This window comes from Shewanella sp. NFH-SH190041 (assembly GCF_024363255.1).
GTDB lineage: Bacteria > Pseudomonadota > Gammaproteobacteria > Enterobacterales > Shewanellaceae > Shewanella.
Window position 1 is genome coordinate 659,412 of the sequence record NZ_AP026070.1, and the last position, 14,069, is coordinate 673,480.

The following is a 14,069-nucleotide window of genomic DNA, read 5'->3' on the forward strand; positions in this document are numbered from 1 at the left end:
CATATCCCAAAGGGATTAAAGAGAGACTCAATGCCATTTTTAACGCAAGTAGGACAGAGCCTGTTACAGCAAGGATTGCAATTGGATGATTTGCAGTCTTATCTGGATCTTATTCATCAGAATCAGATCGATTTTTCTGATCTGTATTTTCAGGGCAGCCGCCATGAATCCTGGGTGCTGGAAGACGGCATTATTAAGGATGGCAGCTTCCACATTGAACGTGGAGTTGGGGTTCGGGCGATCAGCGGTGAAAAAACCGGTTTTGCCTATGCCGATGATATTACTCCAGAAGCATTGAAAGCTTCGGCATTGGCGGCCCGAGGCATTGCCCAGGCTGGGCAGAGCGGAAAAGTGCAGGCGTGGAAACGCCGTGGGGTTAATGCCCTGTATGACAGCGCCGATCCCATTGCCGCTATGGAGCAGGACCGAAAAATCAGTTTGCTGCGTCAGGCCGATGCCTATATCCGAAGTCTGGATCCGCGCATTATTCAGGTTGTTGTGAGCCTGTCCGGGGTACATGAAGAAGTTTTAGTGGCAGCATCTGACGGCACTTTGGCCGCAGATATTCGTCCGCTGGTGCGTTTTAACTGCTCAGTGATTATGGCGGATAACGGTAAGCGTGAACGTGGCGGTGCCGGTGGCGGTGGTCGCCATGGTTATGACGTCTTTATGGAAACGGATGAGCAGGGTCTACCTGTTTGTTTTGCCCATTGTCGTGAAGCGGTGCGTCAGGCGCAAGTCGCTTTGATTGCCATTGATGCGCCGGCCGGAGAAATGCCTGTAGTACTGGGCGCCGGATGGCCAGGAGTGCTACTGCACGAAGCGGTGGGACATGGTCTGGAAGGTGACTTTAACCGTAAAGGCTCTAGCGCATTTTCCGGCAAAGTCGGGCAACAGGTGGCATCGCCGCTGGTTACCGTGGTGGATGATGGCACCATTGCCGATCGTCGTGGCTCATTGAGCATTGATGACGAAGGCACCCCGACACAAAAAACCGTGTTGATTGAAAACGGGATTCTTAAGGGCTATATGCAGGATAAGCTGAACGCCGGATTGATGGGCGCTGCGCTGACAGGAAATGGCCGTCGTGAGTCTTATGCTCACTTGCCGATGCCTCGGATGACCAATACCTATATGTTGGCCGGTGAGTCTGATCCTGCAGATATTATCGCCTCAGTAGAGAAAGGCATTTATGCCCCGAATTTTGGTGGCGGTCAGGTGGATATCACATCTGGTAAATTTGTGTTCTCTGCATCGGAAGCTTATCTGATTGAAAATGGTGAGATCACCCAGCCTATTAAGGGCGCAACCTTGATTGGTAATGGGCCTGAGTCTATGAAGCAGATCTCTATGGTGGGTAATGATTTGGCATTGGATAAGGGCGTTGGAGTTTGCGGTAAGGATGGGCAGAGCGTGCCTGTTGGTGTTGGGCAGCCGACTCTTAAATTGGATCTCCTGACTGTGGGTGGTACCGCTTGATCTTTGGGGTAAGCTAACCTGAACCGCCGGGGCTATTTTCTCCCCTCGCGTTGTTGCCAGCGCCTCGTGTAGCACACTACACGTCGTTGCTGGCGCCTAGCGAGGAAAGAAAATCTCTCCCGGCCATTGTCTGTTAGTTTTTATTTCTTCATTTCCCAGTGTTCACATCCTTTTTTTGTTTTATCTATTATTAGATTACCTTCAACTTTGTATTTTACGTAGCCAATGATAAACGAAAAAAATTCGCTATCAGCACTCACATCCGTTAATCCAACAGCACAGCGGTCTTGTTCAATTGCTCGATCAGTAGCTTCTTTGATTGAAGGAATTCCAAGAGGAAATAGAATAATTGGTTTACTATCTTCACCTATAACACGGTTTCCTTCTGCAAAATTTCCAGCATTTAAATTAATATTTTTAGTGGATGCTAATGTTAAATCTGCAATTCGTTGAGCGCACCCTGTAGTTATTAATGTTGTAGTGACTAATAATGCCATGGAAACTGTTTTTTTTATTTTCATATTATTCCTTTAATTGTTTGTCAGAGTATCCAGTCTGAAAGATGAATATAAATGAAAACAGATAGATACTTTTATATTTAATGTAAAAATACCGGTTTGCTCACAGTTGGAATATTTTGATATGACTGTACAGTCATTTAGGGTTTATGTAACGGATGTAAGCGATTGAAAATTTTGGTTTGTAGTGGGAGCCGTGTGTGATGGTTCTTTTGCTGTTAGAATGAGCTCTGCTCAGCTACGGCTAACGATAACTAAGCTCTTTTCAAAGTGATAGGTCACCCCCAGATAACCAATACGGCTACGTCAATGACCATCGACAGCATGGATGCTGTCGTTGAGTTTCCATGGATGGACTTGCAACGAGTCATCGATGTGACAGTACAACAGCCTGCGGCAGGCAATGAACCGCGATAAACACGGCGGTAACTCAAAATGAGTTGATTTAACCTGTACTCACAGCTGCCGAGTATCGAACGTTAGCTAAAGTCATTGTTACCAAAGTGACAGGTCACACCCAGATAGCCAGTACTGCTACATCAATGACCATCGACAGCATGGATGCTGTCGTTGAGTTTCCATGGATGGACTTGCAACGAGTCATTGATGTGGCGGTACAACAGCCTGCGCCAGGCAATGAATCGCGATAAACACAGCGGTAACTCAAGATGAGTTGATTAAACCGGTAGTGTTCACAGCTGGCAAGTATTGAACGCTAGCCAAAGTCATTGTTACCAAACTGTCAGGTTACACCCAGATAACCGGTACTGCTGCATCAATGACCATCGACAGCATGGATGCTGTCGTTGAGTTTCCATGGATGGACTTGCAACGAGTCATTGATGTGGCGGTACAACAGCCTGCGGCAGGCAATGAACCGCGATAAACACAGCAGAAACTCAAAATGAGTTGATCAAACCTGTACTCACCGTTGCCATGTATCGAACGCTAGCCAAAGTCATTGTTACCAACCTGTAAGGTCACACCCAGATAACCGGTACTGCTGCATCAATGACCATCGACAGCATGGATGCTGTCGTTGAGTTTCCATGGATGGACTTGCAACGAGTCATTGATGTGGTAGTACAACAGCCTGCGGCAGGCAATGAATCGCGATAAACACAGCAGAAACTCAAGATGAGTTGATTAACCCTGTACTCACAGAGGTGCGCGCTGATAGATATTGAGCGCCACCTAGAGCCTCCCCTTGGCAAAGGGTATAATCCACCCAATTCCGATTACGTTTTACAGGTTCCATCGTGGCAAAAACTGCAGCAGCACTTCACATTTTGGTTAAGCATCAAACGCTGGCCGAAGACATCATCAAAAAACTCAATAACGGGGCCAAGTTCGATGTACTGGCTAAGCGTTATTCCAGTTGTCCATCAGGTAAAAAAGGGGGCAGCTTGGGGGAGTTTAAGAAAGGTCAGATGGTGCCAGCATTTGATAAAGTCTGCTTTACCGGAGAGTTGCTGACGCCGCATCTGGTAAAAACCAAATTTGGTTGGCACGTGGTCAAAGTGTTATACCGAACCTAGATTTACCAGCCAAATAGCTGGCAATTTTGATCTTATCAAACTGCTTTATTGTTCATCGGCAGTGAAACCCTGATGTGGTAACGCCAGTAGGTGAATGACTGAGTCTTGGTTTTTTTGTAAAAAACTGCCGCGCCAGATGCCTTAGGCAGTTGAAATACTGTTTGAGGCGGCGCGGCAGTGGGGCTGTTAAACCATTACCGTAAACATAAATTTCAGTTCGTCAGTTAGCTAAAGTAACGGTCAGCCCCAGTAGCAGAATATGGTTCACGATGCGCTATGCGATTGAATTGAACGGTTACACCAGCGTGCTGAGCATATCATCAGAATAAGGCTCCAGTGGCAGTCCGGCTTTTACCCGGGCGATATAATCCGGGTTAGCGATCAATGGGCGACCAATCGCCAGCAGATCAAATTTGTGCTCGGCAATGGCCTGACTGCCAGAATGTGGCGTATAGCCGCCGACCCCCACCAAGGTTTTACTGTAATGACTGCGCAAATAAGCGGATGCTTGGCCGCCGAGGTAGTCAAACGTCATGCTGTCATCAAAAATTCCCAGATGCAGGTAGGCTAGTTGCCGCTGCTCTAGTTGGGCGAGCAGATAATCAAATACCTGTCGATCTCGGGCATCGGGCTCAATATTGAAATAAGCGCCGGGGGAGAGACGCAGCGCGGTCCGGTCCGCGCCGATACGTTGGCTGATGGCATCTACCACGGCTAAGGGGAAACGAGCCATATTTTCCGGCGTTTCACCGTATTCATCCTGCCGTTGGTTACTGCTGTAATGCAAAAACTGATCAAGCAGATAACCATTAGCCCCGTGAATTTCAACCCCATCAAATCCTGCTTCAATGGCATTGGCCGCCGCTTGGCTGTAATCCCGCACTAAATCGGCAATGTCAGCCGTTGTTGCGGCTTTAGGTACTGTGTAGTTGAGTTCCCTTTGGCGTGGCACTGTACCGTTGATACCGATGGCAGAGGGGGCAAGTGTGTACTCTCCACCAAAGAAAAAGGGATGAGCCACCCGGCCGGTATGCCACAGCTGGGCGAAAATTTTACCCCCTTTAGCGTGAACGGTGTCAGTCACCGCCCGCCACCCAGCAATTTGCGCTGCGGTGAACAGTCCTGGCGTGTTGGGGTACCCCTGACCATCCGGGCGGATAATAATGGCTTCAGAGATAATCAGTCCGGTATCAGCGCGGCGGGCATAATAATCTACCATGGCTTGGGTTGGCACCAGCTCCGCATCCGCCATACTGCGGGTCAAGGGTGCCATCAAAATACGGTTTTGCAGGGTCAGGGTATCGTTCAGTACATAGGGTTGAAATAAGTTATCCATGCCACAGCCTCGGATGATTATTGAATGAGCGTTCAAGTTAGTCTATCTTGAATGAGTGTTCAAGAGCTTTTTTTGAACGAATATTCGAATTAGGCTAGGATGCTGCCGAAAACCGATAGGTTAAAACAGGAAATACATACAATGCGCACAGCAGAATTTGACCGGCAGCAGGTACTGAGGGCTGCCATGGACGCTTTTATTAGCAAGGGCTACAGCAAAACCAGCATGCAAGATTTAAAGCTGGCAACCGGGCTGCATCCTGGCTCGATTTATTGTGCCTTTGAGAATAAACGTGGTTTGCTGTTGGCCGCGCTAGAGCAATATCGCAATGATCGCAGCGCTCAGTTTGATGCATTTTTTGCCGGTCAAGCGCAGGTGTTTGACGGGATAGTGGCTTATCTTGATTCAGTTGTGGCTGAATGTGAGCAAGATGAGATCCGTGATTGTCTGCTACAAAAAGCCCTTAGTGAGTTATCCCATCAGGATGCCGAGGTAGAAGCGTTGATTGGTTCGATGCTGACCGATTGGCAGCAGGCGTTTTGTACCCGGTTACAATTGGCCCAGCAGCAGGGCGCGATTCCGGCAGCAAAAGATTGTGCTGCTTTGTCCCGTTTCTTGGTTATGGGCATTTATGGCATTCGTACTTATGCCCACACCAAGCCCGCGAAAGGAGTCCTTGCTCAATTGGGACATCAGCTGCTTGATTATCTGCAGCAATCCTGACAAAAACGACGTTAATGCCTATCGCTACGCCCCTTGGGTCATATCCCGCAATGGGGCGATAAATCCCTGACAGATGTCGCAGATTTGTTATTTCAGCCTGAGACAATACACTGCACTCTCTTAGGATCTGTTGACCTTTCACATTTATTTTTGCAGCGAGTTGAGGATGTTTTATACAAGGCAGAGGCTTTGATAGGTAGTCGTGCTACCTGATAAGCCATTAACGCAGTAGAAAGAAGCCCCAAACGCTGCCCAAAGGGTTTGGCTAAAAGCGTTTTACGCTTTGTTGAGAGGCTCTTGCTTAGCATTACTCGGTGGCAAACCACTCGTCGGGATTAAAACGCTTTTATCTCGAACAAAATTTAAGCATAAAAGGTCAGCAGCGCCTGGGCGGTATCAGAATTTCATCGGATACCTATTTAGACGGTACATTTCTCAGGCAGTCACGTGTAAAATAATAACGAATTAGAGTAATTACTCTACAGAGGTGAAGGTGAAACTGAGAACACTCACATTACTGTGCTTGATGCTGTTACCCGGTATGGTGATGGCTAATGAACTGAGCTTTGATCAGGCCTGGACCAAGTTGCAGCAGGTCAGTGACAAACTGAAAGCCAATGCGGCGGAAGTCAGCCGGGCACAGGCGCTGCAGCGCGGGGGCGAAGATTTGGGGCTGCCCTCATTGAATCTGACGGGGAATTATACCCATTTGGATAATCCGGTGGAGATGGATCTGCGGGATCTAAATCCACTGGCATCTTTGGATCCATCAGCCATTGCTGCGGTAGCCCAAAAGAGTCCTATTCTTGGCGCAGTGCTGCCGCAACTGGGTGGCATGCTGCAATCATTACCTATGACTACCGCCCTGACTGAGCAGGATATTTTCCGAGCCAGTTTGCAGGCGCTGTGGCCGATTTATACCGGCGGTAAAATTACTGCCGCTCAGCGTATTCAGCAAGCGCAGGTCGCCGAGAAAAAGCAATCGGCTGAGCTTGGTCGGCGGGCACTGTTTACCACCTTGGTGGACAGATATTACGGCGTCATTGTGGCGAAGCAAGCTTGGCGTACCCAGCTACAACTGGTCGATGCGTTGAAAGAGCATGTTAACCATGCCATTAAGCTGGAGCAGCAAGGACAGATTGCCAAGGTGGAACGGCTTAATGCTGAAGTGGCGTTGGCTAATGCCAAAGTGGGGTCTGGCCATGCCATGCGTCAGTATCAGATGGCACAAATTGCCCTCAACCGAATGTTGCATAGCCATAATGCTGAGCCGGATACTGGATTATTCATGTTGGCGCAGGATCCGTCTTTGCCATCACTTACTGAGCTGACCATGGCGCAGCATCCGGCGTTACGGCTCTTGGAAGCTAAAGAGGAGCAGGCCAAGGGGCTCGAGTCGTTGGAGCGCAGTGACTATCTGCCAACCGTGTTTATGTACGGCAATTACACCTTGTATGAAGATGACAGTATTGCCGCCAAGATGTCGCCGGACTGGCTGGTAGGCGTGGGTATCAAGGTGCCACTTATCGCCAATAATGGCCGCAGCGATAAGGTGGAAGCTGCCAAAAGTGCACTGCTGCAAGCCCGTTATACCAAGGCTCAGACCCGGCAAGATCTGAATCTGTTGCTGGATCAAAGTTATCGCCAATTGCAGCAGGCCCGGGAAGAGGTATCTTCCTTAAATACGACATTAGCATTGGCGCGGGAAAACCTGCGTTTGCGGGAGTTGGCATTTAATCAGGGCATGTCCACTTCAGTGGAGCGGGTTGATGCGCAGGTGAAACTGACCGCAGTTGAAACCCGTCAATTGGCCGCGACTTTTCAATATGTGCAGGCATACGCCAGACTGATGGCGGTCTCGGGGCAGCTGGATGAGTTTGTTGCCCGCAGTGGTATGGACACTGCAATTCACTCTTTAAGCATGCATGGGGAGAATGACAATGCGCGCTAACCGAATCCTTGCCGTGGTGGCATTGTTGATCCTGCTACTGTTGCTAGGATATGGCCTTAAACTGGCTTACAGCCCAAAACCTGAAGTGCTACAGGGGCAGATTGAGGCCCGGGAATACCATGTATCATCGAAAATGCCGGGTCGGATAGATCAGGTGTTGGTACGGCGTGGCGATCAGGTAAAAGCCGGCGACTTATTGTTTTCAATTACCAGTCCAGAGCTAGATGCCAAGCTGATGCAGGCCCGTGGCGGGCGTGATGCGGCGCTGGCGCTCAAAGATCAGGCTGATGCGGGAGCCCGCAAGCAGCAGGTAATGGCGGCTCGGGAGCAATGGCAGAAAGCCAAAGCCGGGGCAACCTTGGCACAAACCACCTTTAAGCGGGTGGAAAATCTGTTTACTGAAGGGGTGATTCCTCGTCAGAAACGGGATGAAGCCTATACCCAATGGCAAGCGGCCAAGTATACCGAGCAGGCTGCGCTGGCCATGTATCAGATGGCTGAAGAAGGCGCACGTTCTGAAACCAAAGCCGCCGCTGCCGGTAAGGCCATGATGGCCCAAGGTGCGGTGAACGAGGTGGAATCGGTGCTGAAAGACAGCCAGATGCGAGCCAGTCACAGTGGTGAAGTCAGTGAGGTATTGTTATTTGATGGTGAACTGGCACCCACTGGATTTCCTGTGGTGACCTTAATGGATATGAATGATAGCTGGGCATTGCTGCAAGTACGGGAAGATTTACTGTCACGCTTTAAAGTAGGGCAGGAAATGTCACTGCAAATCCCGGCGCTGGATAATATCCGCGCACTGTTTACCGTGACGTATATCAGTCCGATGGGGAATTTTGCTACTTGGCGGGCAACCGAAGCTGGGCATGATTTTGATATGCGGACCTTTGAGGTGGAGCTTAAGCCAGTCGATCCTATCAATGGTCTGCGGGCTGGTATGTCTGTGCTGTTGCCACTGTAAGGGGCGGGCATGTTGAAAATGATAGCCCGGGAATGGCGGGCGTTATGGCATGACCCTTGGCTGTTGGCATTGGTCAGTTATGTGCCTTTGCTGCTGGCCTTGGCTCTGTGGGGGTTATTTTCTGCTGCGGTCCCTCGGCAATTGCCGGTCGCCTTGGTGGATTTAGATAATACCCAGCTTAGCCGTGAGTTGGGGCGGCAGATTGAAGCCAGTCCCGTCAGCGAAGCTGTGTCTTTTCACAGTGAGAACGCGGCAATTGATGCCATGAAACGGGGGCGGGTATTTGCCCTAGTACTGATCCCCTCCCGGTTTAGTGCTCAGTTACAAAGCGGAAAACAGCCGACACTGGAGATCCGCTATAACGGTCAGTTCTTGCTGGTGGGCAAGTTGCTGCACAGTAGTTTGCAGCAAAGTTTAGCGCCGGCATTGCAGGCGCTGGGGCGTACGCAGTTGCTAGCTCACGGGGTGCCGGCGGTGCAAGCCAATCTGCATATCAGTCCGCTAACCTTTCAAATTACGCCACTATTTAACCAGTCCAGTAATTACGTGGCCTTTTTGATGCCTCCTCTGTTTATTGCGCTATTTCAGATTGTTGCCATGCTGATCTTTGTCAATGCCTTGAATCGAGAGTTGGATCAACCTAGTTATGGTCACTGGCTGGCCCATACCCGGCGAAATTTAACAGTGAAGTGGTTGGTATATCTGCCATTGGCAGTGCTGCAAAGCGCGGTGATGATGGTACTGCTGTACGGTTATCTTGGCTTGCCCATTAACGGCAGTTTCGCTTGGTTGATCTTGGTACAGGCAGTGATGTTGTCGGCGGTATTTTTGTGGGTGTGCATGATTTTCTTTTTGCTGCAGGATAAAGCCCGGATTGTCAGCTTTTGTACTGCGCTGTTTGCGCCTGCTTTTGCCTTTATGGGTGCGACCTTTCCGGTACATGAAATGCCGTTGTTAGCCCAGTGCTGGCGGGTGATGATGCCATCAAGTTTTTATATTGAATCTCAGATTGCTGTGGTCAGTTATGGGTTAGGTGGTACAGAGATCGCCCAAGAACTGTGTCGTTATCTGGGCTTTTTATTATTGCTGTTGCCGATTTCTGGGCTGATTTGGCTAAGAAAGCGCAGTTACCGATCGCAAGGGCTGGAGGAGCAGGCATGACCTGGTGGAAGCTGGTATGGCTGGAGCTTAAAGCCATCGCATCGGATAAAGCTATTGCCATTACCCTGTTTGGTGGTGTGCTGTTTTATTCTGTGCTCTATCCACTGCCTTATCTGCATGAGGTTCCGACTCGACAGCCCATTGTGGTGGTTGATCTGGATCATAGTCCGATGAGTCGGGAGCTGATTCGCCATGCCCAGGCCAGTCCAAAACTACAGGTCGCCGGGGCCGTTAATGCGATTGCTGAAGCCAAGGATTGGATCACCCATGGCCGGGCACACGGTTTATTAGTGATCCCTGCGCATTTCAGCCGGGATTTACAACTGGGCAAAGGCGCAACCTTAGCCATTGGGGGGGATGCCAGTTATTTTCTGGTTTATTCTGCGATTGCAGAAGGGCTGGTAAGTGTGGGAATGGATTTTTCCAGTCAGTTGAAATGGCACGCATTAACCGCTCGGGGAACCAATCCAGTGGCGGCAGATATGCAGTTGCATTCGCTCGATATCAATTCAGTACCGGCATTTAACCTGTCACTTGGATATACCCCATATGTGGTGCCTGGACTGTTTTTATTAATTTTGCAGCAAACTATGTTGGTGGGAACCTGTATTCTCGGTGCCGGTCAGTGGCGTAAACCCGGCTATTGGCAACAGGTATCACCTTTGATGTTGCTGGGCGGCAGACTGCTCGCTTTCGGTGCTATCTATGCCTGTTTTAGTGCCTATTATGTTGGTTGGTGTTATTACTGGTATAAGGTCAACCTACTGGCCAGCATGACGGAAATTCTGTTACTGATGGTGCCTTTTTTGCTGGCCACTGCCGCAGGCGGTGTGGCGCTCAGTACATTGTTTACCCGCCGTGAATTGCCGACTCAGGTGATCTTGCTATCTTCTATGCCGATTTTATTTGTCTCTGGTTTTGTTTGGCCACTGGCTTTGATCCCCCAGCCTCTGGTTTGGCTGTCGCAGGTCTTTCCTGTTACGCCAGCAATTATGGGAATGCTGGAAATGAACGTGATGGGAGCATCTTGGACACAGATCCAGCCTTATTGGTGGCACTTGTGGTTATTAGCGGCTATTTTTTTGCCGCTGGCTTGGTGGGGAATTCGCCATCATCGGCAACAGTTATAAAGCTGTTTCTGGGTGAGACATAGATAGTAAAAAAGGCCTGATATGACATCAGGCCTTTTTCTTATAGCTTTTGCGCTGTTATTGCAGTGTCACATTAAATGGTAATTCACTAATAATTCCAGCAGGGGTGGTGACTTTAATTGTAACCGCACTGGTGCCAGGTTGACCTGGGTGGAGCAGGCTAAAGCCTGTCGACGTTCCGCCGGCTCGGGTGGCATTGGGTACTGTGTGTCCGGTGAATTCCAGATCGCCATTGGTTATTTCAATCTGCACACTGCTGCCTACCGGCATAATTTGTCCCGCACTGTCATACAGTTGTAGGGTAAAGGCTGAGCGGCCATCAGCTGCAATCGGGCTAATAGGCGCAGTAAAGCCAGCGCCGGTACGGAAAACTTCGGTGCCATTCTGCGTCAGTGTAAAGTGGGCGGTAGAGCCTGACATGGTTAACACTAATGCTTTGCGGATATAGGTTTTGTTCGCTTGGCCGGTACCACACAGCGGGCCTTCACACTGGGGACCATTAAACTTACCATCGGGGCCACTGTACCTATCATTGCCTGCAGTATTGAGATAAATATCATTGCCATCATAACGGCGGTTTTCGTTATCGTCCCTAAATGCATCGCCTAAATCACTGAAACCAGATGAGCTATAAGCTTCCCTGTCCATGCCGTTGCCACTACATGCCTCCGGAGTACCGGTACTGGTCAGGCAGGCCTGAGCAATTGCACCACCATCTGCGGGATCAAAAATATTATTACCATTGGTGTCAAAGAAGGTTTCATGACCCAAGGCATAGGCCAATATGGTAACCCGGTGATCCGGCACTCGTGGGTTTGCTGAGGTCCAAGTGACAGAGCAGCGCCCGTTTTGCGTTAGACACTGGGGCGTTATTTGCCCGCCTTCAGTGGTGAAGTTGATGGTGGTGTCATCCGGCGCTGGGTTGCCAAAGCTGTCGGCAGCAAAAACACTGATGGTCGATTCTTGGCCATCAATGCTGGCGGCTTCCGGATTATTGACTGATGCTGAAATGCTCATACCCAATTGCTGGGGTAGACCAGTATTGATTGAGAGCTGCTCTGATTGGCTAACGATCACTTCTTTGCTGTCAGCATCTGTGGCCTTAGCTACCACTCTAACTGGGGTCGGTACGGTACCGGCCAGCACCCTGACACTCACCATACCTTGGGCATTGGTGAGCCCGGTTGTACTGCTTTGGCCATCAGCAAAACTCAGTCCACCGACGATAGTGTCCAGCGTAAAATTGACTTGTTGCTGCGCTGCGCCCTGCCCATTAGCACTGGATACTTTAAAGGTCACCAGAGATGACTCACTGGCATCGGTACCCCCTGCGCCTTTGATTCTGATATTAGCCGGCTGGGCGGAAATGAAGCTCAGATTAGCCAGACTCTGGCGGGCGAGGGTGAAAGGTAGCGTGGCGCTGAGAGTTTGTGAGCCGACTTGTGTGGTAGCAATGATTTGATCACTGCGCTCACTGTTACCACTGCAACTGACGTCTTCAAAGGTTGAACTGGCCATACCGGATAGCGTTGTGACAGGGGAATCAATCATAGCGGCATTGGCCGTGACACAATCTGAGCTGAAGTTGATGTTAGAGGGGGATTGAATCGGCGAGACCTTACCTTGGGCATCGACACTGACCAGATTTGCTGTAATACCAAAGGTACCGCCAGCGCTGACTTGATAATTACCGTCCGCATTTTTAGGTAAGGTGGTGGCTAACAGGCCTTCGACAAATTGATTATCAGCATTGAAATGTCCCAGTTTTACTGTATTCGCTTCACTGACGGCATCCCGAGCAATCACTTCGTACAGGGTGCTACCTTGCAGCGGTTGCCCTTGATAATCGACATTGATGGTCATGGTATGCGCCCCTAACGCTGATGACTGGGGCGTATAACTTACCTCGGCAATCCCGGAGTTCTGGGTTAGTGCTGTATTAGGTGTCAGAGTGGCATTGCCAGCGCTGAAGGTCACCTTTTGATTGGCAATACCTTGATTATTGGCGTCAACTAAGCGGGCTCGTAGTTGCACTGTATTATCGACCCGGAAACGTGTGACCGCATCGCCAGCGTATTGAATGCTGGCATTTAGACTGGGTGTTTGGGTTTGTGGTGGGGTGACTTCACCTGTGTATTCAAAATTACGTTTACTGGTGATAGTTTCTTCCACCGCAGGCGAAAAACTGGCGCTGACGGTACCTGCGCCTTTGGCTGCATCAGGATTGGTAATGATCACCTCAGCGATACCATTGGTATCGGACAGTCGAGTCTCCGGTGATAGCGTGCCTAAATCTGTGCTGAAACTGATTACCTGACCGGCAACAGCTTGAGCACCGGTTTTCAGGGTAGCGACAGCACAGATGCTGTCGCCGGCGTTGAAACTGAGGGTATCGGTGGGAGTGCTGCATGCACCGTTAATAACGGTTTTGAATCCCAGGTTGAGGTGGTAGCCTTGGGGCGTATTATCTGTATCAGACTCTGAATCATCTGAAGAGCCATTACAGCCCGCTAAAAACAGAACCCCGAATATGGCCGCTCCGCCATAAGGGTGAACAAGTCGCATGAGCACATCCTTATTAACTGTTGAAGGTTATTGGTCCTCGATCTCCGCACGCAAATATTTGAACAGCTCTTTGGCTGACTTGGACTCAGGGCCCTTAGCCAGTTCTTTAGTGCTTGCGCGCACCAGTTGACGCAATTTCTGGCGATCCAGTTGCGGGTGTTGCTCCAGCAGACTTTGGATTTCGGCATCGCCTTCCGCTAGCAGCTTGTCCCGCAATTTTTCAAAAATTTGGATTTTTGCAGCTTCATTGTTGTTTTTGTTTAGAACATTGTCCAGTTTATGTTGCAATTGTTCTAAATCTTCGTTGCGCATCAGTTTGCCGATAAATTGGATTTGACGGCGGTATGCTTCGGTATTTGGCTTGATTGTTTTTGTCGCCATTACCGCATCATGTAGGCTTTCGTACAGCTCCATTTTAACCAGTTGACTTTTGCTCAGCAGAGCCAGTTTGCGGCCCATTTGTTGGGCATCTTCACTTTCTTTTTTGAAGGATGTTTTGCTGATGTAATCGTCATCATTGTCATAAGGCTGTTTAAAATGTTCTGAATCGCCAACGATATTCATGGATAAACCTCTGTATAAATCATCCCCTAATATTAACACTTGCGGGAATAGTTCGCCTAAGTGATTCTGAAATGCGTAGATATTTCAATCATGCCAATAGATTAATGTGGCGCAGAAGG

General features: G+C 49.5%; 12 protein-coding genes. 8 read left to right on the forward strand and 4 right to left on the reverse strand.

Translation table 11 applies throughout. The features are described from left to right. Positions 1–30 precede the first annotated feature (30 nt). Complete coding sequence (tldD, locus tag NFHSH190041_RS02895; protein WP_261923822.1) at positions 31–1,479, forward strand: metalloprotease TldD; 1,449 nt, start codon at positions 31–33, stop codon at positions 1,477–1,479. Positions 1,480–1,619: 140 nt separating this feature from the next. On the opposite strand, the gene NFHSH190041_RS02900 is transcribed toward tldD, so the two are convergent. Next, entirely contained in the window at positions 1,620–2,000 is a 381-nt protein-coding gene (locus NFHSH190041_RS02900) for a hypothetical protein (protein WP_261923823.1), read from the reverse strand. Between the two features lie 500 nt (positions 2,001–2,500). Between NFHSH190041_RS02900 and NFHSH190041_RS02905 the strand changes: the two genes are divergently transcribed. Further along, positions 2,501–2,647 carry a hypothetical protein gene (locus tag NFHSH190041_RS02905; protein WP_261923824.1) on the forward strand — a complete coding sequence of 49 codons (147 nt, stop codon included), beginning with the start codon at positions 2,501–2,503 and terminating at the stop codon, positions 2,645–2,647. Between the two features lie 609 nt (positions 2,648–3,256). Next, the gene (gene ppiC, locus NFHSH190041_RS02910) at positions 3,257–3,535 is read left to right on the forward strand and encodes a peptidylprolyl isomerase PpiC (RefSeq protein WP_261923825.1); all 279 of its coding nucleotides are present in this window, start codon (positions 3,257–3,259) and stop codon (positions 3,533–3,535) included. 295 nt (positions 3,536–3,830) lie between these two features. On the opposite strand, the gene NFHSH190041_RS02915 is transcribed toward ppiC, so the two are convergent. Continuing rightward, positions 3,831–4,871, reverse strand: a complete 1,041-nt coding sequence (locus tag NFHSH190041_RS02915) for an alkene reductase (protein WP_261923826.1) — start codon at positions 4,869–4,871, stop codon at positions 3,831–3,833. A 141-nt stretch (positions 4,872–5,012) separates the two neighbouring features. Between NFHSH190041_RS02915 and NFHSH190041_RS02920 the strand changes: the two genes are divergently transcribed. The 5 genes from NFHSH190041_RS02920 to NFHSH190041_RS02945 all read left to right on the forward strand — a co-directional run bounded on the left by NFHSH190041_RS02920 (position 5,013) and on the right by NFHSH190041_RS02945 (position 10,800). Further along, the gene (locus tag NFHSH190041_RS02920) at positions 5,013–5,594 is read left to right on the forward strand and encodes a TetR/AcrR family transcriptional regulator (RefSeq protein WP_261923827.1); all 582 of its coding nucleotides are present in this window, start codon (positions 5,013–5,015) and stop codon (positions 5,592–5,594) included. A 526-nt stretch (positions 5,595–6,120) separates the two neighbouring features. After that, on the forward strand, positions 6,121–7,545 hold the full coding sequence (locus NFHSH190041_RS02930; protein WP_261925015.1) for a TolC family protein: 1,425 nt from the start codon (positions 6,121–6,123) through the stop codon (positions 7,543–7,545). After that, the gene (locus tag NFHSH190041_RS02935) at positions 7,535–8,509 is read left to right on the forward strand and encodes an HlyD family secretion protein (RefSeq protein WP_261923829.1); all 975 of its coding nucleotides are present in this window, start codon (positions 7,535–7,537) and stop codon (positions 8,507–8,509) included. Before NFHSH190041_RS02930 ends, NFHSH190041_RS02935 begins: the two co-directional genes overlap by 11 nt. 9 nt (positions 8,510–8,518) lie before the next feature. Then, positions 8,519–9,670, forward strand: coding sequence for an ABC transporter permease (locus NFHSH190041_RS02940; protein ID WP_261923830.1), 1,152 nt, complete (start codon positions 8,519–8,521; stop codon positions 9,668–9,670). After that, the gene (locus NFHSH190041_RS02945) at positions 9,667–10,800 is read left to right on the forward strand and encodes an ABC transporter permease (protein WP_261923831.1); all 1,134 of its coding nucleotides are present in this window, start codon (positions 9,667–9,669) and stop codon (positions 10,798–10,800) included. Before NFHSH190041_RS02940 ends, NFHSH190041_RS02945 begins: the two co-directional genes overlap by 4 nt. A 78-nt stretch (positions 10,801–10,878) precedes the next feature. Here the strand turns inward: NFHSH190041_RS02945 and NFHSH190041_RS02950 are convergent, their stop codons facing one another. Together NFHSH190041_RS02950 and yjgA are read right to left on the reverse strand one after the other, a co-directional pair. Continuing rightward, the gene (locus NFHSH190041_RS02950; protein ID WP_261923832.1) at positions 10,879–13,386 is read right to left on the reverse strand and encodes an Ig-like domain-containing protein; all 2,508 of its coding nucleotides are present in this window, start codon (positions 13,384–13,386) and stop codon (positions 10,879–10,881) included. 27 nt (positions 13,387–13,413) lie between these two features. Then, complete coding sequence (gene yjgA, locus NFHSH190041_RS02955) at positions 13,414–13,950, reverse strand: ribosome biogenesis factor YjgA (protein ID WP_261923833.1); 537 nt, start codon at positions 13,948–13,950, stop codon at positions 13,414–13,416. Positions 13,951–14,069: the final 119 nt, after the last annotated feature.

What these genes read in the sequence shown, in the direction of transcription:
- tldD (WP_261923822.1), top strand. Translation starts at nt 31, where the DNA reads ATGCCATTTTTAACGCAAGTAGGACAGAGCCTGTTACAGCAAGGATTG.
- NFHSH190041_RS02900 (WP_261923823.1), bottom strand. Translation starts at nt 2,000, where the DNA reads ATGAAAATAAAAAAAACAGTTTCCATGGCATTATTAGTCACTACAACA.
- NFHSH190041_RS02915 (WP_261923826.1), bottom strand. Translation starts at nt 4,871, where the DNA reads ATGGATAACTTATTTCAACCCTATGTACTGAACGATACCCTGACCCTG.
- NFHSH190041_RS02920 (WP_261923827.1), top strand. Translation starts at nt 5,013, where the DNA reads ATGCGCACAGCAGAATTTGACCGGCAGCAGGTACTGAGGGCTGCCATG.
- NFHSH190041_RS02930 (WP_261925015.1), top strand. Translation starts at nt 6,121, where the DNA reads ATGCTGTTACCCGGTATGGTGATGGCTAATGAACTGAGCTTTGATCAG.
- NFHSH190041_RS02935 (WP_261923829.1), top strand. Translation starts at nt 7,535, where the DNA reads ATGCGCGCTAACCGAATCCTTGCCGTGGTGGCATTGTTGATCCTGCTA.
- NFHSH190041_RS02940 (WP_261923830.1), top strand. Translation starts at nt 8,519, where the DNA reads ATGTTGAAAATGATAGCCCGGGAATGGCGGGCGTTATGGCATGACCCT.
- NFHSH190041_RS02945 (WP_261923831.1), top strand. Translation starts at nt 9,667, where the DNA reads ATGACCTGGTGGAAGCTGGTATGGCTGGAGCTTAAAGCCATCGCATCG.
- NFHSH190041_RS02950 (WP_261923832.1), bottom strand. Translation starts at nt 13,386, where the DNA reads ATGCGACTTGTTCACCCTTATGGCGGAGCGGCCATATTCGGGGTTCTG.
- yjgA (WP_261923833.1), bottom strand. Translation starts at nt 13,950, where the DNA reads ATGAATATCGTTGGCGATTCAGAACATTTTAAACAGCCTTATGACAAT.